Below are 21913 nucleotides of genomic sequence, written 5' to 3' on the forward strand. Positions count from 1 at the left end.
GGTCATGGCGCGGATTGTAGCGCCGGCTCCCGGCGCAGGCCGGGGAGGTGGGGCAGGCGGGCCTGCCGCCATCCGTTGGTGGCGCGGCCCGCCCCCGGACTCAGGCGTCCTGGGCCGGGCGCCGGTCCGGCTTGCGCCGGATGTAGACCTGCTTGTGCACCCGGGCCACGACCTCGCCGTTGGCGTCGACCACGTCGTTCTCGAACCAGTGCAGGTACTTGTCGCCGCCGGCGGTGGCCTGGCGGATCTGCTCCAGCACCGCGTCGTCGACCCGGAAGGTGGTGGACACCCTGGTGCGCCCCGGGCGCAGGAATTCGATCCGTCCCTCGCGGTCCCAGACCCAGTAGTCCCGGCCCAGGCAGTGCATCAGCAGCAGCATCCAGAACGGGTCGGTCATGGCGAACAGGCTGCCGCCGAAGTGGGTGCCGACGTAGTTGCGGTTCCACGGGCGCAGGCGCAGTTCCACCCGGGCCTGGCGCCAGTCCGGGGACAGTGCGGCCACATGGATGCCGGTGAACAGGAACGGGGGCCACAGGTTCATCAAGTGGCGCATCAATGCTGGCGACATCGTGGGTCGGGCTGGAACGACGGGGGCGCGCAGCGTACCATACGTGTTGGTACGGAAATGGTTTCATGCGCGGGCCGAGGGGGCGCTGGGCTAGACTGTGCGCCTTTACCGGCCGTCCCGGCCGCTGAACGGAACCGACCGCCCCGCATGAGCTGGCTCAGCAAACTGATGCCCTCCGGCATCCGCACCGAAAGCGCCTCCAACCGCAAGCGCAGCGTCCCCGAGGGGCTGTGGGAGAAGTGCGACCGCTGCGGCGCCGCGCTGTACCGCCCGGAGCTGGAGGAGAACCTGGAGGTGTGCCCCAAGTGCGCCTTCCACATGCCCATCCGTGCCCGCGCGCGCCTGGCCTCGCTGTTCGACCCCGGCTCCACCACCGAGATCGCCGCCAGGCTGGCGCCGACCGACGTGCTGAAGTTCCGCGACCAGAAGCGCTACGCCGACCGCATCAAGTCCACCCAGAAGGCCACCGGCGAGTACGACGCCCTGATCGCGATGGAGGGCACGCTCAAGGGCCGTCCGCTGGTGGCCAGCTCGTTCGACTTCGCCTACATGGGCGGCTCGATGGGCTCGGTGGTGGGCGAGAAGTTCACCCTGGCGGCCGAGCGCGCGCTGGAGATCGGCGCCCCGTTCGTCAACTTCTCCGCCTCCGGCGGCGCGCGCATGCAGGAGAGCCTGTTCTCCCTGATGCAGATGGCCAAGACCTCGGCGGCGCTGGGGCGCCTGCGCGCGGCCGGCATCCCCTATATCTCGGTGCTGACCCATCCGACCACCGGCGGCGTCTCGGCCTCGTTCGCGATGCTGGGCGACCTCAACATCGCCGAGCCGGAGGCGCTGATCGGCTTCGCCGGTCCGCGCGTGATCGAGCAGACCGTGCGCGAGAAGCTGCCCGAGGGCTTCCAGCGCTCGGAGTTCCTGCTCGAGCACGGCGCCATCGACCAGATCTGCGACCGCCGCGAGTTGCGCGACCGCCTGGCCACCCTGCTGGCGATGATGATGCGCCAGCCCAAGCCCGACGACGCCCTGGACGCAGCATGAGCAGTTCCCGCCGCTACTTCGGCACCGACGGCATCCGCGGCCGGGTCGGTCAGGGACCGATTTCGGCCGATTTCGTGCTCCGCCTCGGCAATGCGCTGGGGCGGGTGCTGGCGGACAGCGGGCAGGCCCGCCCCACGGTGGTGATCGGCAAGGACACGCGCATCTCCGGCTACATGTTCGAGTCGGCCCTGGAGGCCGGCCTGGTCGCGGCCGGCGCCAACGTGCAGATGCTGGGCCCGATGCCCACGCCCGCCGTGGCCTTCCTGACCCGCACCCTGGGCGCCGACGCCGGCATCGTCATCAGCGCCTCGCACAACCCGCACTACGACAACGGCATCAAGTTCTTCTCGGCCGAAGGCGAGAAGCTCGCCGACCCCACCGACCGGGCGATCGGGGCCGCGCGGGACGAGCCGTTCTCGACGGTCGAATCCGGCCAGCTGGGCAAGGTCGCGCGCGCGCGCGACGCCGTCGGCCGCTACATCGAGTTCTGCAAGGCCTCGGTGCCGCGCGGCTTCGACCTGCGCGGGCTGAAGGTCGTGCTCGACTGCGCCCACGGCGCCACCTACCACATCGCCCCGCTGATGTTCCGCGAACTGGGCGCGGAGGTGACCGCCATCGGCGCCGCGCCGGACGGCGTGAACATCAACGCCGGCGTCGGCTCCATGCATATCGGCAACCTCGCGGCCAAGGTCGTGGAGGCCGGCGCCGACCTGGGCATCGCCTTCGACGGCGACGGCGACCGCGTGCTGATGGTCGACGCCCAGGGGCGCACCGTGGACGGCGACGGCCTGCTGTACGTGCTGGCCCGCGACTGGCAGGCCAGCGGCCGCCTGCGCGGCCCGGTGGTCGGCACGCTGATGACCAACTACGGCCTGGAGCGCGCGCTGGAGCAGGCCGGTATCCCGTTCCAGCGGGCCAAGGTCGGCGACCGCTACGTGCACCAGGCCCTGGTCGAGGGCGGCGGCGTGCTCGGCGGCGAGGCTTCCGGCCACCTGCTGTGCCTGGATCGCGCCACCACCGGCGACGCCATCGTCAGCGCGCTGCAGGTGCTCGACGTCCTGCGCCGCGCCGGCCAGCGCCTGGACCAGGCCCTGGAAGGCCTGGCGGTCGTGCCGCAGGCCACGGTCAACGTGCGCCTGGATGGCGCGAAGGCGGCCGACGTCGTCGCTGCCGATGGCGTGCGCGAGGCGCTGCGGCAGGCGCAGTCGGCCGTGCAGGGCCGCGGCCGCGCCTTCCTGCGGCCGTCCGGTACCGAGCCGGTGGTGCGGGTCACGGTGGAAGCCGACGATGCCGCGCTGATGCAGGCCACCCTCGACACCCTTGCCTCGGCCGTGCGCCAGGCCGCCGGCTGAAGCCGGCAAAGTCCCAGGCGCCGGCCGCGCGGCCGGCGCCGCATCACCCCGGAGTATTTCCCCTCATGTCCGCCCGTATCCCCACCTTCGACATCACACGCTACGACACCGACCGCGAGGCCTTCGTGGCCGAGCTCGGTGCGGCCTACCGCGAGTGGGGCTTTGCCGGCATCAGCAACCATGGCATTTCGCCGGAACTGATCGACAACGCCTACGCCGCCTTCAAGAAGTTCTTCGCCCTCCCGGAGGAGGTGAAGAAGAAGTACCACGTGCCCGGCGGCGGCGGCGCCCGCGGCTACACCCCGTTCGGGGTGGAGACCGCCAAGGGCAGCAAGCACTTCGACCTGAAGGAGTTCTGGCACATCGGCCGCGAGATCCCGGACGATTCCAAGTACCGCCAGTTCATGGCGCCGAACCTGTGGCCGGAGGAAGTGCCGGAGTTCCGCGAGTACGGCTACGCCCTGTACCAGGCGCTGGATTCGCTTGGGTCGCGCGTGCTGAGCGCGCTGGCGCTGCACATCGGCCTGCCGGAGGACTTCTTCGCGGACAAGACCAACTTCGGCAACTCGATCCTGCGCCCGATCCACTACCCGCCGATCACCGCCGACGACATCCCCAACGTGCGCGCCGGCGCCCACGGCGACATCAACTTCATCACCCTGCTGGTCGGCGCCAGCGCCGCGGGCCTGGAAGTGCGCTCGCACGAGGGCGAGTGGGTGCCGTTCACTTCCGAGGGCGACACCATCGTGGTCAACATCGGCGACATGCTCGAGCGCCTGACCAACCACGTGTACCCGTCGACCATCCACCGCGTGGTCAACCCCCCGGGCGAGGAGGCGCGCAAGCCGCGCTACTCGGTGCCGTTCTTCCTGCACCCGAACCCGGATTTCCTGATCGACGTGCTGCCGTCGTGCGTGAGCGCGGACAACCCGAGCCGCTATCCGGAGCCGATCACCGCCCAGGGGTTCCTCGAGCAGCGCCTGCGCGAGATCAAGCTGAAGTAAGCGCCACGGAAAGCGCGTCCTGTCCTGCGTTGTCAGGGCGCGCTTTCCCGTACCGCACGGTATCCTTCCGCGCGGTTACGTACTTACGGGAGCGGGCATGCGTCGCAGGATCGTCGCGGGCAACTGGAAACTGTATGGCACGCGGGACTTCGCGACCTCGCTGGTCGCCGAGGTCGCGGCGCAGGCCCCGATCCCCGGCGTCGAGCTGGTGGTCCTGCCGCCGATGCCCTACCTGGGCGACCTGATCGAGGACTTCGAGGGTTCGGCCCTGCAGTTCGGTGCCCAGGACGTCAGTCCGCACGGCGAGGGCGCCTACACGGGCGAGGTCTCCGCCCGCATGGTGGCCGACGTCGGCGCGCGCTACACGCTGTGCGGCCATTCCGAGCGCCGCCGCTACCACGCCGAATCCAGCGAGCTGGTCGCGCGCAAGGTGCAGGCGGCCCTGGAGGCCGGCCTGGTGCCGATCCTGTGCCTGGGCGAGCACCTGGAGGACCGCGAGGCCGGCCGCGCCGAGGAGGTCATCGCCGGGCAGCTGCAGCCGGTGCTGGACCGGGGCGGGGTGGGGGGCTTGGCCGGCGCGGTGGTCGCCTACGAGCCATGCTGGGCCATCGGCACCGGCCGGACCGCCAGCCCGGAGCAGGCCCAGGAGATGCACGCATTCATCCGTCGCCAGATCGCCGCGCACGATGCTAGAATCGCCGATTCGCTGCCCATCCTTTACGGGGGCAGCGTGAAGCCCGACAACGCCGGCGCGCTGTGCGCGCAGCCGGACGTGGACGGCGGGCTGATCGGCGGCGCCTCCCTGGTGGCCGCGGATTTCCTGGCCATTGCCCGGGCCGCTGCGGCGGCCCGGTAAGCGAGACCCTGACAATGCTGATGCTGATCCTCAACGTGGTGTACGTGCTGGTGGCGATCGCCATGATCGTGCTGATCCTGCTGCAGCGCGGCGCCGGCGCGGCCGCCGGCTCCGGCTTCGGCGCGGGCGCCTCCGGCACGGTGTTCGGCGCGCGCGGCGCGTCCAACTTCCTGTCCAAGAGCACCAAGTGGCTGGCCGTGGTGTTCTTCGGCATCAGCCTGTTCATGGCCTGGTACGCCACCCACGGCGCGCGCCCGGTGGTGGACCAGGACCTGGGCGTGATGGGCCAGCTGGAAGTCCCGGCGGCTCCGTCCGTGGCGCCCGGCGAGCTGCCGCCGCCGCCTGCCGCCTCCGAGGTGCCGGCCGCCGCGCCGGCCGCCAGCGAGGTCCCGGCGCCGGCGCAGCAGGAAAATGCGCAAGAGGCTGCTACTCCGGCCGAGTAACGCGTACAATGCGCCGCGCGCCGCAGCCGGCGCGAGAGTTTCAGCCCAGGTGGCGGAATTGGTAGACGCACTACCTTGAGGTGGTAGCGACGAGAGTCGTAGGGGTTCGAGTCCCCTCTTGGGCACCAAAACACGGCCCGGCGTGTATGCCGGGCGAAGAAGGCCCGCTTCGGCGGGCTTCTTTGTTTCCGCGGAAAGTTGAGGAAGCGTCGATAAAGGGGGCAAAGCGTTTACCCTTGTCTTCGCGGAGGCTACAATTCCGCTGCTATGCACAACCGCGCGGCCGGGTCTTCCCGTGCCGCGCGGCGCATTGGCGAGTACCGCGGCCAGGCCGCGGCAGGACAGGCGAGGGGAGTGCCGCGCGTGCGGTCCCGTCGCCCACCCAAGCCCGCTCCCGGGCAGAGGCAAGAGAGAACCACACGTGCTGGCCCAATACCTGCCGACCCTGCTGTTCCTGATCGTGGCCACCGGGATCGGCGTTGCGCTGATCATCGTCGGCCGCGTGCTCGGACCCCGCAGTCCGGACGCCCGGAAGCTGTCGCCCTACGAGTGCGGCTTCGAGGCGTTCGAGGACGCGCGCATGAAGTTCGACGTGCGCTACTACCTGATCGCGATCCAGTTCATCGTCTTCGACCTGGAAATCATCTTCATCGTGCCGTGGACCCTCGTGTTCCAGGACCTGGGGCCGCGCGCGCTGGTCACCATGGGCCTGTTCGTGGGGATGCTCTTCCTCGGCTTCGTCTACGTCTGGAAGAAGGGAGCGCTCGAATGGGAGTGATCCAAACCATCGACCGCCTGATGACCAACCCGATGCCCGAGGCGCGGGTTGAGGACATCCTGCGGCCCGCCGGCGAGAACCCGCTGCTGGAGAAGGGTTACGTCACCACCAGCGTCGACGCGCTGGTCAACTGGGCGCGCACCGGCTCGATGTGGCCGATGACCTTCGGCCTGGCCTGCTGCGCGGTCGAGATGATGCACGCCGGCGCCGCGCGCCTGGACCTGGACCGCTACGGCGTGGTGTTCCGCCCGTCGCCGCGCCAGTCGGACGTGATGATCGTGGCCGGCACCCTGGTCAACAAGATGGCCCCGGCGCTGCGCAAGGTCTACGACCAGATGCCCGACCCGAAGTGGGTCATCTCCATGGGCAGCTGCGCCAACGGCGGCGGCTACTACCACTACTCGTACTCGGTGGTGCGCGGCTGCGACCGCATCGTGCCGGTGGACATCTACGTGCCCGGCTGCCCGCCGACGGCCGAAGCGCTGGTCTACGGCATCCTGCAGCTGCAGAAGAAGATCTGGCGCACGCAGACGGTGGCGGCGAAGAAGAACAACACCATCGCCCGCTGATCCTCCCTCCAAGATCCACCGCGCGCCCTGCGCGCACGAACGACGGAAACGCCAAGCCCCATGGCCGAGCCAGCTGCCACCTTCGCCCAGCGACTGCGCGACCGATTCCCCGGCGCCACGGTCACCGTGGCCGAGCCCCGTGGTGAAGTCACCCTCGAGGCCTCCGCCCAGGACCTGCTCGCCACCTGCGTCGCCCTGCGCGACGAGTTCGGCTTCGAGCAGCTCACCGATCTGTGCGGCATCGACTACATGGGCTACGGAAGCGACGAGTGGGACACCGACGACGTGTCCTCCACCGGCTTCAGCCGCGGCGTCGAGGGCAAGGGCCCGGGCCGCTTCGGCTGGGGCGAGAGGCCCAGCGAGCAGGGCGAGGCCGGCATCGAGCCGGTGCTGGTGCCGGAGCGCCGCTTCGCCGCGGTCGTCCACCTGATCTCGTATTCGAACAACCGCCGCCTGCGCGTGCGCTGCTTCGCCCAGGACGACTCCCTGCCGGTCGTGCCGTCGCTGACCCCGGTCTGGCGCGGCGCCAACTGGTTCGAGCGCGAGGCGTTCGACCTGTACGGCATTATCTTCGAAGGCCATCCGGACCTGCGCCGGATCATGACGGACTACGGTTTCGTCGGCCATCCGTTCCGCAAGGACTTCCCGCTGATCGGCAACGTCGAGGTCCGCTACGACGAAGAGCGCAAGCGCGTGGTCTACGAGCCGGTGACCTCGGTCGAGCCGCGCGTCGGCGTGCCGCGCGTGATCCGCGACGACGCCCGCTACCAGACCGCCGCGGGCGAAGCCGCACAACGGGAGGCCGCCAAGTGAGCGCCCAGATGCTTACTGACAACCACAGCCAGCCGGGCCAGCCGGCCGGCGGCTCCGCCGTTCCGCGGCAGGAGATCCGCAACTACACGATGAACTTCGGCCCGCAGCATCCGGCCGCGCACGGCGTGCTGCGCCTGATCCTGGAGATGGACGGCGAGACCATCGTCCGCGCCGACCCGCACGTGGGCCTGCTCCACCGCGGCACCGAGAAGCTGGCCGAGTCCAAGCCGTTCAACCAGTCGATCCCGTACATGGACCGCCTGGACTACGTGTCGATGATGTGCAACGAGCACGCCTACGTGCGCGCGATCGAGACCCTGCTGGGGATCGAGGCGCCGGAGCGCGCCCAGTACATCCGCACGATGTTCGACGAGATCACCCGCATCCTGAACCACCTGATGTGGGTCGGTTCCAACGCGCTGGACCTGGGCGCGATGGCGGTGTTCCTGTACGCGTTCCGCGAGCGCGAGGAGCTGATGGACGTCTACGAGGCGGTCAGCGGCGCGCGCATGCACGCGGCCTACTACCGCCCGGGCGGCGTCTACCGCGACCTGCCGGACCACATGCCGAAGTACAAGGAGTCGCCCTGGCACAAGGGCGCCAAGCTCAAGCGCTTCAACGAGGCGCGCGAGGGTTCGCTCCTGGACTACATCGAGCACTTCACCCGCGAGTTCCCCAAGCGCGTCGACGAGTACGAGACGCTGCTGACGGACAACCGCATCTGGAAGCAGCGCACCGTCGGCATCGGCGTGGTCACCCCCGAGCAGGCCCATGCCTGGGGCATGACCGGCCCGATGCTGCGCGGTTCGGGCATCGCCTGGGACCTGCGCAAGAAGCAGCCGTACGCCAAGTACGACGCGGTGGACTTCGACATCCCGGTCGGCGTCAACGGCGACTGCTACGACCGCTACCTGGTCCGCATCGCCGAGATGCGCGAGTCGAACCGCATCATCGCCCAGTGCGTGAAGTGGCTGAAGGAAAACCCCGGCCCGGTGATGGTCAGGAACTTCAAGGTCGCCCCTCCCAAGCGGGAGGAGATGAAGGACGACATGGAAGCCCTGATCCACCACTTCAAGCTGTTCTCCGAGGGCTACTGCGTGCCGGCCGGCGAGACCTACGCCGCGGTCGAGGCGCCCAAGGGCGAGTTCGGCTGCTACCTGGTTTCCGACGGCGCCAACAAGCCGTTCCGCGTGCACCTGCGCGCCCCGGGCTTCGCGCACCTGTCGTCGATCGACGAGATCGTGCGCGGCCACATGCTGGCCGACGTCGTGGCCATGATCGGTACTTATGACCTTGTGTTTGGTGAGGTGGATCGATGAAGGCCACCGGTAATTTCGAGAACGCGCGCAACGTCGACCCGATGGTCGTGCTGAGCGACGCCACCCGCGCGCACATCGACCACTGGCTGACCAAGTTCCCGCCGGACCGCAAGCGGTCGGCGGTGCTGCAGGGCCTGCACGCGGCGCAGGAACAGAACGGGGGCTGGCTGAGCGACGAGCTGATCGCCGCCGTTGCCAAGTACCTGGACATCCCGCCGGTGTGGGCCTACGAGGTCGCCACCTTCTACTCGATGTTCGAGACCCAGCCGGTGGGCCGCAACAACGTTGCGTTCTGCACCAACATCAGCTGCTGGCTCAACGGGGCCCAGGAGCTGGTCGAGCATGCCGAGAAGAAGCTGGGCTGCAAGCTGGGCGAGTCCACCGCCGACGGCCGCGTCTACCTCAAGCGCGAGGAAGAGTGCGTGGCCGCGTGCTGCGGCGCCCCGGTGGTCGTGATCAACGGCCATTACCACGAGAAGCTCACCACCGAGAAGGTGGACGAGCTGCTCGACGGACTGAAGTGAGGGCGGCGCAGATGGCACACCACCCGAAGATTTCCGAGGGCTACGGCCCGGTCGGCCCGGCGCCGAAGGAGCACCAGGCGGTCTACACGACGCTGCACTTCGACAAGCCGTGGTCGTACGAGAACTACCTCAAGACCGGCGGCTACCAGGCGCTGCGCAAGATCCTGACCGAGAAAGTCCCGCCGGCCGACGTCATCGAGATGGTCAAGCAGTCCGGCCTGCGCGGCCGCGGCGGCGCAGGCTTCCCGACCGGCCTGAAGTGGAGCTTCATGCCCAAGGGCGACATGCAGAAGTACATCCTCTGCAACTCGGACGAGTCCGAGCCGGGCACCTGCAAGGACCGCGACATCCTGCGCTTCAACCCGCACGCGGTGATCGAAGGCATGGCCATCGCCTGCTACGCCACCGGCTCGACCGTGGGCTACAACTACCTGCGCGGCGAGTTCCACCACGAGCCCTTCGAGCACCTGGAGGAAGCCCTGGCCGAGGCCTACAAGCACGGCTGGCTGGGCAAGAACATCCTCGGCTCGGGCGTGGACATCGACATCTACAACGCCCTCGGCGCCGGCGCCTACATCTGCGGCGAAGAGACCGCGCTGATGGAGTCGCTGGAAGGCAAGAAGGGCCAGCCGCGCTTCAAGCCGCCGTTCCCGGCCAACTTCGGCCTGTACGGCAAGCCGACCACGATCAACAACACCGAGACCTACGCCTCGGTGCCGGCGATCGTGCGCAACGGCGCCGAGTGGTTCATGAACCTGGGCAAGCCCAACAACGGCGGCTGCAAGATCTTCTCGGTCTCCGGCCACGTCGCGCGCCCCGGCAACCACGAGATCCGCCTGGGCACCCCGTTCTCCGAGCTGCTGGACATGTGCGGCGGCATCCGCAACGGCAACCGCATCAAGGCGGTAATCCCGGGCGGTTCCTCGATGCCGGTGCTGCCGGGCGAGGTGATGATGGGCCTGACCATGGACTACGACTCGATCCAGAAGGCCGGTTCGGGCCTGGGTTCGGGCGCGGTCATCGTCATGGACCACACCACCTGCATGGTGCGCGCCTGCCAGCGCATCGCGCGCTTCTACTACAAGGAAAGCTGCGGCCAGTGCACGCCGTGCCGCGAGGGCACCGGCTGGATGTACCGCATGCTGACCCGCATCGCCAACCTGGAGGCGACGCTGGACGACCTGCACATGCTGCGCACCGCGGCGGGGCAGATCGAAGGCCACACCATCTGCGCGTTCGGCGAAGCCGCCGCGTGGCCGGTGCAGGGCTTCCTGCGCCACTTCTGGCATGAATTTGAGTACGCCATCGTCAACAAGCGCTTCCTCGTCGACGACGAGCGCGACGGGACGGTGGTCCGCTCCAACGTGGAGGTGGCCGCGTGAGTGCGCAGCCCGTGAACCCGAACCTTCCGCCGGACCACGTCACCGTCTTCATCGACGGCGTCGAACTGGCCGCGCCCAAGGGATCGATGATCATCCAGGTTGCCGACAAGGCCGGCATCCCGATCCCGCGTTTCTGCTACCACGACAAGCTGGCCATCGCCGCGAACTGCCGCATGTGCCTGGTCGACACCGAGGTCGGCGGCCGCGCCGCGCCGAAGCCGTCGCCGGCCTGCGCCACGCCGGTGATGGACGGCATGAAGGTCTTCACCCGCAACGAGAAGGCCCTCAAGTCGCAGCGCAACGTGCTCGAGTTCCTGCTGATCAACCACCCGCTGGACTGCCCGGTCTGCGACCAGGGCGGCGAGTGCGAGCTGCAGGACCTGTCGCTGGGCTACGGCCGCTCGGTCAGCCGCTTCGTCGAGCGCAAGCGCGTGGTGCCGGACGAGGACATCGGTCCGCTGGTCGCCACCGAGATGACCCGCTGCATCCAGTGCACCCGCTGCGTGCGTTTCCCCGGCGAGATCGCCGGTACGTACGAGCTGGGCGGCATGTACCGCGGCGAGAACCTGCAGATCGGCACCTATGACGGCAAGCCACTGACCACCGAGCTGTCCGGCAACGTCATCGACGTGTGCCCGGTCGGCGCGCTGACCAACAAGGTGTTCCAGTTCCGCGCCCGTCCGTGGGAGCTGATCGCCAAGGAGTCGCTGGGCTACCACGACGCCCTGGGCTCGAACCTGTTCCTGCACAGCCGCCGCGGCGAAGTGCTGCGCGCCGTGCCGCGCGAGAACGAGCTGGTCAACGAGTGCTGGCTGTCCGACCGCGACCGCTACTCGCACCAGGGCCTGGATGCCGCCGACCGCGCCACCGTGCCGCTGGTCAAGGCGGGCGGGGAGTGGAAGGAGGCGACCTGGGCCGAGGCCCTGTCCGCCGCCGCCGCGATCCTGCGCGACAACAAGGGCGACGACCTGGGCGTGCTGGCGCACCCGGCCACCTCGAACGAGGAGGGCGGCCTGCTGGCCGCGCTGGCGGCCGCGCTGGGCACCGGCAACATCGACCACCGCATCGCCAACCGCGACTTCTCCGACGCCGCGGTCGCCGAGCCGTTCGCGCTGCCGGTCTCCGAGATCGAGCAGGCCGACGCCATCGTCGTGGTCGGCAGCAACATCCGCCACGAGCTGCCGTTGCTGCACGCCCGCCTGCGCAAGGCGCAGACCAAGCACGGCGCGCGCATCCACGTGGTCAACCCGGTCGACTTCGACTTCACCTTCGCCGCCGCCGGCAAGCACATCGTGCCGCCGTCGGGCTTCGCCGGCGTGCTGGGCGGGGCCGAGCTGCGCGGTGCGCTGCAGGGCGCGACCCGTCCGGTGGTGATCGTCGGCGCGATTGCCGAGAACCATCCGCAGGCCGCCGCGATCCGCGCTGCCGCGCGCGACTTCGCGATCGCCACCGGCGCCTCGCTGTGCCGCATCCCGCAGGGCGCCAACGCCGTTGGCCTGGCCCGCGCCGGCGTGCTGCCGGCCGGCCGCGACGTCGCCGCCATGTTCGCCGAGCCGCGCCGCGCCTATGTGCTGTACGGCATCGAGCCGGGCCTGGACTTCGCCGACACCGCCGCCGCGCTGAAGGCGCTCAACGGCGCCAGGGTCGTGGCCTTCAGCCACTTCGCCTGCGAGTCCACCCGCGCGGTGGCCGACGTGATCCTGCCGATCGGCGCGCTGCCCGAGATCGAGGCCACGCTGACCAACCTCAACGGCATCGAGCAGTCGGCGCACGCCGCCGGCCGCCTGCCGGGCCAGGCCCGCGAGGGCTGGCGCGTGCTGCGTGCGCTGGGTGGCGAGCTGGGCCTGGCCGGCTTCGAGTTCACCGACCTGGCCGGCGCGCGCGCGATGCTGGAAGGCGGTCGCGCGGTGCAGGTCCGCGCCGGTGCCGCCGGCGCGGCGGGCGAGGGCGGCCTGGAGCTGGCCCTGGTCCCGGCGATCTACCGCACCGACGCGGTGGTCCGTCGTGCGGCCGCGCTGCAGGCGCATCCGCTCAACGTCGCCCCGCGCATCGTGCTCAATCCGGCCGACGCGGCGGGCATCGGGTCCGGCGCGGTGGTCAAGGTCAAGGGCGCGCACGGCACGGCCACCCTGCCGGTCGAGCTGGATGCGCGGGTCGCCGCCGGTGCGGCATGGATCGAAGGTGGCCACGGCGCCACCGCGCCGCTGGGCGCTGGCCGGGTCGAGGTGGTGAAGGCATGAACGAACTGCTGATCAACGCGGTCGGACCGCTGCGCGAGTGGTTCTACGGCCTGGGCGAACTGGGCCCGGCGCTGTGGATCGTGCTGAAGATCCTGACCATCGCCATGCCGGTGATCATCGCCGTGGCGTTCTACGTGGTCTGGGAGCGCAAGCTCATCGGCTGGATGCACGTGCGCCACGGGCCCATGTACGTGGGCATGGGCATCTTCCAGGCGTTCGCGGACGTCTTCAAGCTGCTGTTCAAGGAAGTCATCCAGCCGGCCAACGCGCACAAGGTCATGTACGTGCTGGCCCCGCTGATCGTGCTGGCGCCGGCGTTTGCGGCGTGGGCGGTGGTGCCGTTCGACTACCAGCTCGTGCTGTCCAACGCCAACGCCGGCCTGCTGTACCTGCTGGCGATGACCTCGCTGGGCGTGTACGGCGTGATCATCGCCGGCTGGGCCTCCAACTCGAAGTACGCCTTCCTCGGCGCGATGCGTTCGGCCGCGCAGGTGGTCAGCTACGAGATCGCGATGGGTTTCGCGCTGGTCGGCGTGCTGATCGCCGCCGGCAGCCTGAACCTGACCGACATCGTGATGGCCCAGTCGGGCGATGCCGGCTTCTTCGAGTGGTTCTGGCTGCCGCTGCTGCCGCTGTTCATCGTGTACTGGGTGTCCGGCGTCGCCGAGACCAACCGCGCGCCGTTCGACGTGGTGGAAGGCGAGTCGGAGATCGTGGCCGGCCACATGGTCGAGTACTCGGGTTCGGCGTTCGCGCTGTTCTTCCTGGCCGAGTACGCCAACATGATCCTGGTCAGCTTCCTGATCTCGATCTTCTTCCTCGGCGGCTGGCTGAGCCCGATCCAGGGCTGGGTCACGGCGGACGTCTCGCCGTGGATCGACTGGGTCTGGAAGGGCGGCTGGCCGTGGCTGCTGGCCAAGGTGGTGTTCTTCGCCAGCGCATACATCTGGTTCCGCGCCAGCTTCCCGCGCTACCGCTACGACCAGATCATGCGTCTGGGCTGGAAGGTCTTCATCCCGCTCACGATCTTCTGGATCGCGGTGACCGCTCTGCTGGTGTTCTTTGGCGTGTTCGAGAAGGGCGCCTGATCCGATGAACAAAGTCGTCCACTATTTCAAGAGCCTGATGCTGCTGGAGCTGATCCAGGGGCTGGGCCTGACCCTGCGGTACCTGTTCCGTCCCAAGTACACGATGATGTACCCGATGGAGAAGTTCCCGCAGTCGCCGCGTTTCCGCGGCCTGCATGCGCTGCGCCGCTACCCGAACGGCGAGGAGCGCTGCATCGCGTGCAAGCTGTGCGAGGCGGTGTGCCCGGCGCTGGCCATCACCATCGACTCCGCGCGGCGCGAGGACGGCACCCGCCGCACCACGCGCTACGACATCGACCTGTTCAAGTGCATCTACTGCGGCTTCTGCGAGGAAAGCTGCCCGGTGGATTCGATCGTGGAGACGCACGTGATGGAGTACCACTTCGAGAAGCGCGGCGAGAACATCGTCACCAAGCCGCAGCTGCTCGCCCTCGGTGACCGCCTCGAGGCGGAAATCGCCGAGCGTCGCGCCGCCGACGCCGCCTACCGCTGAGGCCACGATGGACTGGATCAAGATCGCCTTCTATGCCTTCGCCGCCGTGGCCGTCGCCTCGGCCGGCGCCGTGATCAGCGTGCGCAACCCGGTCAACGCCGTGCTGTGCCTGATCCTCACCTTCTTCTCCGTGGCCTGCACCTGGCTGCTGGTCGGCGCCGAGTTCCTCGGCGTCGCCCTTGTCCTGGTGTACGTCGGCGCGGTGATGGTGCTGTTCCTGTTCGTGGTGATGATGCTGGACATCGACGTGGCCGCGATCCGCGAGGGCTGGGTCAGGTTCCTGCCGGTAGGCCTGGTGGTCGCGGTGGTGATGCTGGTGCAGGTGCTGACGCTGATCGGCGTCAAGTCGCGCACGGCGACCCCGTTCCCGGCAGACAACGCCGCGGCGCTGGCGGCCGACACCTCCAACACCCGCTGGCTGGCGGAGACGCTGTTCACGCAGTACATCCTGCCGTTCGAGTTCGCGGCGGTGATCCTGACCGTGGCGGTGATCGCGGCGGTGATGATCACCCTGCGCAAGCGCACCGGCATCAAGACCCAGAACGCGGCAGAGCAGTCGCGGGTCAAGGCGGCCGACCGCCTGCGCATGGTTTCCATGCCGGCCGAGAAGCCCGCGCCGCTTGCACCGAAGGCCGAAGGGGAGGGCCAGGCATGATCACCCTTGGACACATGCTGGCGCTGGGCGCGGTGCTGTTCTGCATCAGCCTCGCGGGCATCTTCCTCAACCGCAAGAACGTCATCGTCCTGCTGATGTCGATCGAGCTGATGCTGCTTTCGGTCAACATCAACTTCATCGCCTTCTCGCGCGAGCTGGGTGATGCGGCTGGCCAGCTGTTCGTGTTCTTCATCCTGACGGTCGCGGCCGCGGAGGCGGCGATCGGCTTGGCGATCCTGGTGGCGCTGTTCCGTACCCGCGGCACCATCAACGTCGGCGAGGTGGATTCGCTCAAGGGCTGATGCCCGCGGGCACGTCCCGGATGCGGTCGGGCCGCGAGGCTGGCCGCTCCCGGGGCGGAGAGGGACGCCGCGTCGCGGCGGGCAACACACGCAGGGCGCCGCCGCGACGGCGCCCGACCCGGCCCCGGCCGGGCGGAATTGGAAGTGGCGGCATGCGCGGCCGGTGGTTGGATCCTCCGGCATCACGGCACGAACGGCACGTACTGGAACTTAGACGGCAACCATGATCATCTCCAAAACCCACCTGCTGCTGATCGTCCTGGCCCCGTTGCTGGGCAGCATCATCGCGGGTCTGTTCGGGCGCCAGGTCGGCCGCAGGGGCGCGCAGTGGGCGACCATCCTGGGCGTGGCGGTCAGCTGTGCGCTCTCGTGCTGGGTCCTGTACCAGCTGGTCGCCGGCGGCGCCGCGCCGTTCAACGAGAACGTCTACACCTTCTTCGACGTCGGCGGGTATTCGGCCCACGTCGGCTTCATGATCGACCGCCTGACGGCGATGATGATGGTGGTCGTCACCTTCGTGTCGCTGCTGGTCCATGTCTACACCATCGGCTACATGGCCGAGGACCCGGGCTACCAACGCTTCTTCAGCTACATCTCGCTGTTCACCTTCTCGATGCTCATGCTGGTCATGAGCAACAACTTCCTGCAGCTGTTCTTCGGCTGGGAAGCGGTGGGCCTGGTGTCGTACCTGCTGATCGGCTTCTGGTTCAAGCGCCCGAGCGCGGTGTTCGCCAACATGAAGGCGTTCATCGTCAACCGCGTCGGCGACTTCGGATTCCTGCTGGGCATCGCCGGCGTGCTGCTGTGGTTCGGCACCCTGGACTACGCCACCGTGTTCGCCAACGCGCCGTTGCTGCAGGGCGCCGAGGTGCAGATCTTCGAGGGCCACTCCTGGCAGGTCGCCACCATCATCTGCGTGTGCCTGTTCATCGGCGCCATGGGCAAGTCCGCCCAGGTCCCGCTGCACGTGTGGCTGCCCGACTCGATGGAGGGCCCGACCCCGATCTCGGCCCTGATCCACGCCGCGACCATGGTGACCGCGGGCATCTTCATGGTGGCGCGCATGTCGCCGCTGTTCGAGCTGACCCAGGCCACGCTGGACTTCGTCCTGTTCATCGGCGCCACCACCGCGTTCTTCACCGGCCTGATCGGCATCGTGCAGAATGACATCAAGCGCGTGGTGGCGTACTCGACCCTGTCCCAGCTGGGCTACATGACCGTCGCCCTGGGCGTGTCGGCCTACTCGGCGGCGGTGTTCCACCTGATGACCCACGCCTTCTTCAAGGCGCTGCTGTTCCTGGCCGCCGGCTCGGTGATCATCGGCATGCACCACGAGCAGGACATGCGCAAGATGGGCGGCCTGCGCAAGTACATGCCGATCACCTACTGGACCAGCGTGATCGGCACCCTGGCCCTGGTCGGCACCCCGTTCTTCTCGGGTTTCTACTCGAAGGACACCATCATCGAGGCCGCGGCTCACCACGCCCACGAGAGCAGCAGCTGGGTGGCCACCTACGGCTACTGGGCGGTGCTGGGTGGCGTGATCGTGACCAGCTTCTACAGCTTCCGCCTGCTGTTCCTGGCCTTCCACGGCGAGGAGCGCTTCCGCAACGCCGTCGCCCACCACGACGAGCATGCCCATGGCGCGGCGGCCCATACCGATGCCGAGGCCCAGGGCGGGCACGACGATGCGCACGCCGACCATGGCCACGACGACCATGGCCACCACGGCGCGCACGAGCCGCACGAGTCGCCGTGGGTGGTGACGGTGCCGCTGATCCTGCTGGCGATCCCGTCGATCCTGATCGGCTTCTTCACCATCGGCCCGATGCTGTTCGGCACCGACTGGCGCGGCCACCACGCCGACGCCCTGGTCCCGGGGCAGGCGGTGGGCTTCTTCACCGGCGTGATCGACTTCCTGGATCCGGCGCGCGACACCGTCGCCGCGGTCGGCCGCGAGTACTGGCACGGCCCGGTGGCCTACGCGCTGCACGGCATGCTCATGCCGGCGTTCTGGCTGACCCTGGCCGGCTTCCTGCTGGCCGCCGTGCTGTACCTGTGGAAGCCGGACGTCCCGGGCCGCCTGCGCAAGTCGCTGCACCCGGTGGTCCGCGTGCTGGAGGAGAAGTACGGCTTCGACCACCTGTGGATCAAGGGCTTCGCCGGCGGCGGCCTGGTGCTTGGCCGGATCTCGCGCTGGATCGACACCAATATCGTGGACGGCGTGTTCGTCAACGGCAGCGCCCGCGTCATCGGCCTGGCCGCTGCGCTCCTGCGCCGCACCCAGTCCGGTTACCTCTACCACTATGCCTTCGCCATGATCATCGGCCTCATCGCACTGCTGGCCGTGCTCATGCGTTACTGGCAATGAACTGACTGCACGGAAGAACACGACGTGGCGAACCACCTGTTGAGTGTCCTGATCTGGCTGCCGATCATCGGTGGCGCGCTGGTGCTGGCGCTGGGCGACCGGCCCGCGGCCGCACGCTGGTCCGCGCTGGGCGTGGCCCTGCTGACCCTGGTCCTGAGCGTGGGCCTGGTGACCGGGTTCGACTATGCCGCCCCCGGGCTGCAGTTCGTCGAGACCCGCGCCTGGATCCCGGCCTACGACATCCACTACAACCTGGGAGCCGACGGCATCGCCGTCGCCCTGATCCTGCTGACGACCATCGTCACCCCGCTGGCCCTGATCGGCGCGTGGGAGTCGATCCAGAAGCGGGTCAACCAGTACGTGGCCGCGTTCCTGATCCTGGAAGGCGTGACGGTGGGCATCTTCGCCGCCACCGACGCGATCCTGTTCTACGTGTTCTTCGAGGCCATGCTGATCCCGATGTTCCTGATCATCGGCATCTGGGGCGGCCCGCGCCGCATCTACGCGGCGATGAAGTTCTTCCTGTACACCTTCCTCGGCTCGGTGCTGATGCTGGTGGCGCTGATCTACCTGTACCTGAAGGGCGGCAGCTTCCAGCTGGCCGACCTGTACGCGTTGCCGCTGAGCGCGAAGGAGCAGACCTGGATCTTCTTCGCCTTCGCCGTCGCCTTCGCGGTGAAGGTGCCGATGTTCCCGGTGCACACCTGGCTGCCGGATGCGCACGTGGAGGCGCCGACCGCCGGTTCGGTGATCCTGGCGGCGATCGCGCTGAAGATCGGTGGCTACGGCTTCCTGCGCTTCAACCTGCCGATCACCCCGGACGCCGGCCACGAGTGGGCCTGGCTGATCATCGCCCTGTCGCTGATCGCGGTGATCTACGTCGGCCTGGTCGCCCTGGTCCAGGACGACATGAAGAAGCTGGTGGCGTACTCCTCGGTCGCGCACATGGGCTTCGTCACCCTGGGCAGCTTCATCGCCTTCACCCTGGTGCGCGACTACGGCTCGGTCGATGCCGCCCGCCTGGGCCTGCAGGGCGCGATGGTGCAGATGATCTCGCACGGCTTCGTGTCCGGCGCGATGTTCTCCTGCATCGGCGTGCTGTACGACCGCATGCACACCCGCCGCATCGCCGACTACGGCGGCGTGGCCAACGTGATGCCGTGGTTCGCCACCTTCTCGATGCTGTTCTTCATGGCCAACGCGGGCCTGCCGGGCACCAGCGGTTTCGTCGGCGAATTCATGGTCGTGCTGGCCAGCTTCCAGAAGCACCCGGTGATCGCGGTGCTGGCGGCGACCACCCTGATCACCGCCGCCGCGTACACCCTGTGGCTGTACCGCCGCGTGTTCTTCGGCGAGGTGGCCAACGCCCACGTCGCCGAACTGAAGGACATCAACGCACGCGAAGTGCTGGTGCTGGGCGTGTTCGCCGCCGGCACCCTGCTGTTCGGCCTGTGGCCCAAGCCGCTGACCGACCTGATGGAACCGTCGATCGCGCACCTGGCGAGCCAGATCGCCACCAGCAAGCTGTAAGGATTCCCCGAAGATGACCACGTCCCTCGCGATGCCGTCCGCCGCCGAGCTGGTGCCGTTGCTGCCCGAGCTGGTGCTGATTGGCGGTGCCTTCGCCCTGTTGATCGTCGACCGGTTCATCAATGCGCGCCACAAGGTGTGGACGCACTTCCTGTCGGTGCTGGTGCTGGCCGTGGTGCTGGCGATGCTGGCCACCGGCGTGGGCGGGCAGGGCGAAGTCCTGTCGGGCATGTTCGTGCGCGACACCGCCGCCGACGTCATGAAGATCGCCATCGTGCTGATGAGCGGCCTGACCCTCATCTACGGCTGGAGCTACCTGCGCGAGCGCAACCTGTACCAGGGCGAGCTGCCGGTGCTGGTGCTGTTCGCGACCGCCGGCATGATGATGCTGGTCTCGGCCGGCAGCCTGGTGATGGTGTACCTGGGCCTGGAACTGCTGGCGCTGAGCTCGTACGCGCTGGTGGCCGCCGACCGCGACAACCCGCGCGCCACCGAGGCGGCGATGAAGTACATCGTGCTCGGCTCGCTGGCCTCGGGCCTGCTGCTGTACGGCATGTCGCTGGTCTATGGCGCCACCGGCACCCTGCAGCTGGATGCGATCCACGCCGCCATCGATGGCAGCGACGAGCGCATGCTGCTGCTGACTGGTACCGCCTTCATGGTCGCCGGCGTGGCCTTCAAGCTGGGCGCCGCCCCGTTCCACATGTGGCTGCCGGACGTGTACCAGGGCGCCACCGCCCCGGTCGCCCTGTTCATCAGCACCGCGCCCAAGCTGGCCGCCTTCGGCATGGCCTGGCGCCTGCTGGAGGGAGGCGTGGGCCCGCTGGCGGAAGAGTGGAAGTGGCTGCTGGCCGGCCTGTCCGCGGTGTCGCTGGTGATCGGCAACCTGATGGCGCTGGCCCAGACCAACATCAAGCGCATGCTGGCGTACTCGACCGTCTCGCACATCGGCTTCCTGCTGATGGGCCTGGCCGGTGGCGATCCGTCCGGCTATGCCGCCGCGCTGTTCTATGCGATCGGCTACGCGATCATGTCCGCGGCCTCCTTCGGCGTGATCATCGCGCTGTCGCGCAATGGCTTCGAGGCCGAGAACATCGACGACTTCAAGGGCCTGTACGCCCGCAGTCCGGCGATCGCGTGGCTGATGCTGGTGGTGATGGCCTCGCTGGCCGGCGTTCCGCCGCTGCTGGGCTTCTGGGCCAAGCTCGCGGTCCTGCGCGCGGCGCTGTCCGGCGGCATGCTGTGGCTGGCGCTGCTGGGCGTGATCGCCGCGGTGGTTGGTGCGTTCTACTACCTGCGCGTGCTGAAGGTGATGTTCTTCGACGAGCCGGCCGGCGCGCCGCTGGCGCCGCACAACGACCGCGTGCTGGGCGTGGTGCTGGGCGTCAACGCCCTGGGCCTGCTGGCCCTGGGCCTGGCCTGGAACCCGATCATGGTGTGGTGCCAGCGCGCTTTCATGTAAGCGTCGCCTACCGAAGCCATCCGCGAAGCCCCCGCAAGCCGGGGGCTTCGCGTTTCCGGCGCGACGGTGCGATGTCGCGCGGTACGCGGTCCGGCCGGGCGTGCAGCCGACAGGTCGATTCCTGTATCATTCCCGCCGTTCCGGAGCGGCCACTGGCGGCTTCGGCGGGCAGGCCCCCGGCACGGGGCAGGCCCGGAAGGATGCCGGAGGGTCTTGCATCACGATGCGACAACCGGCATAATTCCGCTTCTGATGCGGGGTGGAGCAGTCTGGCAGCTCGTCGGGCTCATAACCCGAAGGTCGCAGGTTCAAATCCTGCCCCCGCTACCATGTTTCGAGGTTGTGCGGTGTTCCTGGGCGTCCAGGGCTGCGGGATCCTCAAGACTGGGCTTGCGACGGCGCATGTTCCCGCCGTTGCGCCGATTCCAGCACCATCGGATGAGAAGCCCGACAGGGCTCTCGAGCACAAGAGGCCCGCAAGGGCCTCTTGTCGTTTATGCGGCCGGCAGGCCGCGCCCCGCCACACCGCGTTGGAGTTGCCGCCGAAGATGAGCGAAAAGACCAGCGAAATCGTCCAGTTGCTCGCCCCGACCGTCGAGTCGCTGGGGCTTGAGCTGCTGGGCGTGGAATATCTTCCTGCGCCCGGTGGCGCTACCCTGCGCCTGTACATCGACGTGCCGGCGGGCGAGGGCGGCGAGCCCGGGCGCACCGTGACCATCGAGGACTGCGAAGCGGTCAGCCGCGAGGTCTCGGCCCAGCTCGACGTGGCCGACCCGATCGCCGGGAACTACACCCTGGAGGTGTCGTCGCCCGGCATGGACCGTCCGCTGTTCACGGCCGCGCATTTCGCGCGCTTCGTCGGCGAGCAGGCCAAGGTCGGGCTGAAACTGCCGCAGGACGGGCGCCGCCGCCTGCAGGGGCGGATCCTGCGCGTGGACAACGGCGAAGTGACCTTCGCGCTCGACAACGCCGAGTTCGTGGTGGCGCTGGAAAATATCGACAAGGCGCGCCTGGTGCCCGACTGGGAGGCACTGGGCCTGGCGCCAGGGAAAAAGCCCGGCAAGGGCAGCAATTCGGGCAAGCAACCCTCCAACAAGCCGGCGGCCGGCAAGCCGCACGCGGAGTAAAA

General features: G+C 68.7%; 21 protein-coding genes and 2 tRNA genes. 22 read left to right on the forward strand and 1 reads right to left on the reverse strand.

Features of this window, described 5'->3' with window-relative positions:
* Nucleotides 1-100: 100 nt before the first annotated feature.
* Nucleotides 101-568: a DUF4442 domain-containing protein gene (locus CSC68_RS13275; RefSeq protein ID WP_162204050.1), complete on the reverse strand. Its 468-nt coding sequence runs from the start codon at nucleotides 566-568 to the stop codon at nucleotides 101-103.
* Between the two features lie 147 nt (nucleotides 569-715).
* Between CSC68_RS13275 and accD the strand changes: the two genes are divergently transcribed.
* From accD to rimP, 22 genes are all read left to right on the forward strand, one after another.
* On the forward strand, nucleotides 716-1603 hold the full coding sequence (gene accD / locus CSC68_RS13280) for an acetyl-CoA carboxylase, carboxyltransferase subunit beta (protein ID WP_162204051.1): 888 nt from the start codon (nucleotides 716-718) through the stop codon (nucleotides 1601-1603).
* A complete protein-coding gene (gene glmM, locus CSC68_RS13285; protein WP_162204052.1) occupies nucleotides 1600-2955 on the forward strand; it encodes a phosphoglucosamine mutase in 1356 nt (451 codons plus the stop codon). Before accD ends, glmM begins: the two co-directional genes overlap by 4 nt.
* A 65-nt stretch (nucleotides 2956-3020) precedes the next feature.
* The gene (locus CSC68_RS13290) at nucleotides 3021-3959 is read left to right on the forward strand and encodes an isopenicillin N synthase family dioxygenase (protein ID WP_162204053.1); all 939 of its coding nucleotides are present in this window, start codon (nucleotides 3021-3023) and stop codon (nucleotides 3957-3959) included.
* Nucleotides 3960-4056: 97 nt separating this feature from the next.
* Nucleotides 4057-4815, forward strand: coding sequence for a triose-phosphate isomerase (gene tpiA, locus CSC68_RS13295; RefSeq protein ID WP_162204055.1), 759 nt, complete (start codon nucleotides 4057-4059; stop codon nucleotides 4813-4815).
* 14 nt (nucleotides 4816-4829) lie between these two features.
* Nucleotides 4830-5258, forward strand: a complete 429-nt coding sequence (gene secG, locus CSC68_RS13300; RefSeq protein ID WP_162204057.1) for a preprotein translocase subunit SecG — start codon at nucleotides 4830-4832, stop codon at nucleotides 5256-5258.
* 43 nt (nucleotides 5259-5301) lie between these two features.
* A tRNA-Leu gene (locus CSC68_RS13305) sits at nucleotides 5302-5386 on the forward strand.
* Between the two features lie 293 nt (nucleotides 5387-5679).
* A complete protein-coding gene (locus CSC68_RS13310) occupies nucleotides 5680-6036 on the forward strand; it encodes an NADH-quinone oxidoreductase subunit A (RefSeq protein WP_162204059.1) in 357 nt (118 codons plus the stop codon).
* The gene (locus CSC68_RS13315) at nucleotides 6027-6605 is read left to right on the forward strand and encodes a NuoB/complex I 20 kDa subunit family protein (RefSeq protein ID WP_162204060.1); all 579 of its coding nucleotides are present in this window, start codon (nucleotides 6027-6029) and stop codon (nucleotides 6603-6605) included. The genes CSC68_RS13310 and CSC68_RS13315 overlap by 10 nt, the downstream gene beginning before the upstream one ends.
* Nucleotides 6606-6665: 60 nt before the next feature.
* Complete coding sequence (locus tag CSC68_RS13320; protein ID WP_162204062.1) at nucleotides 6666-7418, forward strand: NADH-quinone oxidoreductase subunit C; 753 nt, start codon at nucleotides 6666-6668, stop codon at nucleotides 7416-7418.
* A gap of 8 nt (nucleotides 7419-7426) precedes the next feature.
* Complete coding sequence (locus CSC68_RS13325; RefSeq protein ID WP_162204104.1) at nucleotides 7427-8737, forward strand: NADH-quinone oxidoreductase subunit D; 1311 nt, start codon at nucleotides 7427-7429, stop codon at nucleotides 8735-8737.
* Nucleotides 8734-9261, forward strand: a complete 528-nt coding sequence (gene nuoE / locus CSC68_RS13330; protein WP_162204064.1) for an NADH-quinone oxidoreductase subunit NuoE — start codon at nucleotides 8734-8736, stop codon at nucleotides 9259-9261. Before CSC68_RS13325 ends, nuoE begins: the two co-directional genes overlap by 4 nt.
* 11 nt (nucleotides 9262-9272) lie before the next feature.
* Complete coding sequence (nuoF, locus tag CSC68_RS13335) at nucleotides 9273-10643, forward strand: NADH-quinone oxidoreductase subunit NuoF (protein WP_162204066.1); 1371 nt, start codon at nucleotides 9273-9275, stop codon at nucleotides 10641-10643.
* The gene (nuoG, locus tag CSC68_RS13340; RefSeq protein WP_162204067.1) at nucleotides 10640-12883 is read left to right on the forward strand and encodes an NADH-quinone oxidoreductase subunit NuoG; all 2244 of its coding nucleotides are present in this window, start codon (nucleotides 10640-10642) and stop codon (nucleotides 12881-12883) included. Before nuoF ends, nuoG begins: the two co-directional genes overlap by 4 nt.
* A complete protein-coding gene (gene nuoH / locus CSC68_RS13345) occupies nucleotides 12880-13971 on the forward strand; it encodes an NADH-quinone oxidoreductase subunit NuoH (protein ID WP_162204069.1) in 1092 nt (363 codons plus the stop codon). The genes nuoG and nuoH overlap by 4 nt, the downstream gene beginning before the upstream one ends.
* Nucleotides 13972-13975: 4 nt before the next feature.
* A complete protein-coding gene (gene nuoI, locus CSC68_RS13350; protein ID WP_162204071.1) occupies nucleotides 13976-14464 on the forward strand; it encodes an NADH-quinone oxidoreductase subunit NuoI in 489 nt (162 codons plus the stop codon).
* 7 nt (nucleotides 14465-14471) lie between these two features.
* Nucleotides 14472-15119, forward strand: coding sequence for an NADH-quinone oxidoreductase subunit J (locus CSC68_RS13355; protein WP_162204072.1), 648 nt, complete (start codon nucleotides 14472-14474; stop codon nucleotides 15117-15119).
* Nucleotides 15116-15421: an NADH-quinone oxidoreductase subunit NuoK gene (gene nuoK / locus CSC68_RS13360; protein WP_162204074.1), complete on the forward strand. Its 306-nt coding sequence runs from the start codon at nucleotides 15116-15118 to the stop codon at nucleotides 15419-15421. The genes CSC68_RS13355 and nuoK overlap by 4 nt, the downstream gene beginning before the upstream one ends.
* A gap of 223 nt (nucleotides 15422-15644) precedes the next feature.
* On the forward strand, nucleotides 15645-17792 hold the full coding sequence (nuoL, locus tag CSC68_RS13365; RefSeq protein ID WP_162204075.1) for an NADH-quinone oxidoreductase subunit L: 2148 nt from the start codon (nucleotides 15645-15647) through the stop codon (nucleotides 17790-17792).
* A gap of 24 nt (nucleotides 17793-17816) precedes the next feature.
* Complete coding sequence (locus CSC68_RS13370) at nucleotides 17817-19322, forward strand: NADH-quinone oxidoreductase subunit M (RefSeq protein ID WP_162204077.1); 1506 nt, start codon at nucleotides 17817-17819, stop codon at nucleotides 19320-19322.
* A 13-nt stretch (nucleotides 19323-19335) separates the two neighbouring features.
* Complete coding sequence (gene nuoN / locus CSC68_RS13375; RefSeq protein WP_162204078.1) at nucleotides 19336-20784, forward strand: NADH-quinone oxidoreductase subunit NuoN; 1449 nt, start codon at nucleotides 19336-19338, stop codon at nucleotides 20782-20784.
* A 253-nt stretch (nucleotides 20785-21037) separates the two neighbouring features.
* Nucleotides 21038-21114, forward strand: a tRNA-Met gene (locus CSC68_RS13380).
* A gap of 218 nt (nucleotides 21115-21332) precedes the next feature.
* On the forward strand, nucleotides 21333-21911 hold the full coding sequence (rimP, locus tag CSC68_RS13385) for a ribosome maturation factor RimP (RefSeq protein ID WP_162204080.1): 579 nt from the start codon (nucleotides 21333-21335) through the stop codon (nucleotides 21909-21911).
* The last annotated feature ends 2 nt before the right edge of the window (nucleotides 21912-21913 follow it).

Source organism: Pseudoxanthomonas suwonensis (assembly GCF_010093235.1).
GTDB lineage: Bacteria > Pseudomonadota > Gammaproteobacteria > Xanthomonadales > Xanthomonadaceae > Pseudoxanthomonas > Pseudoxanthomonas suwonensis.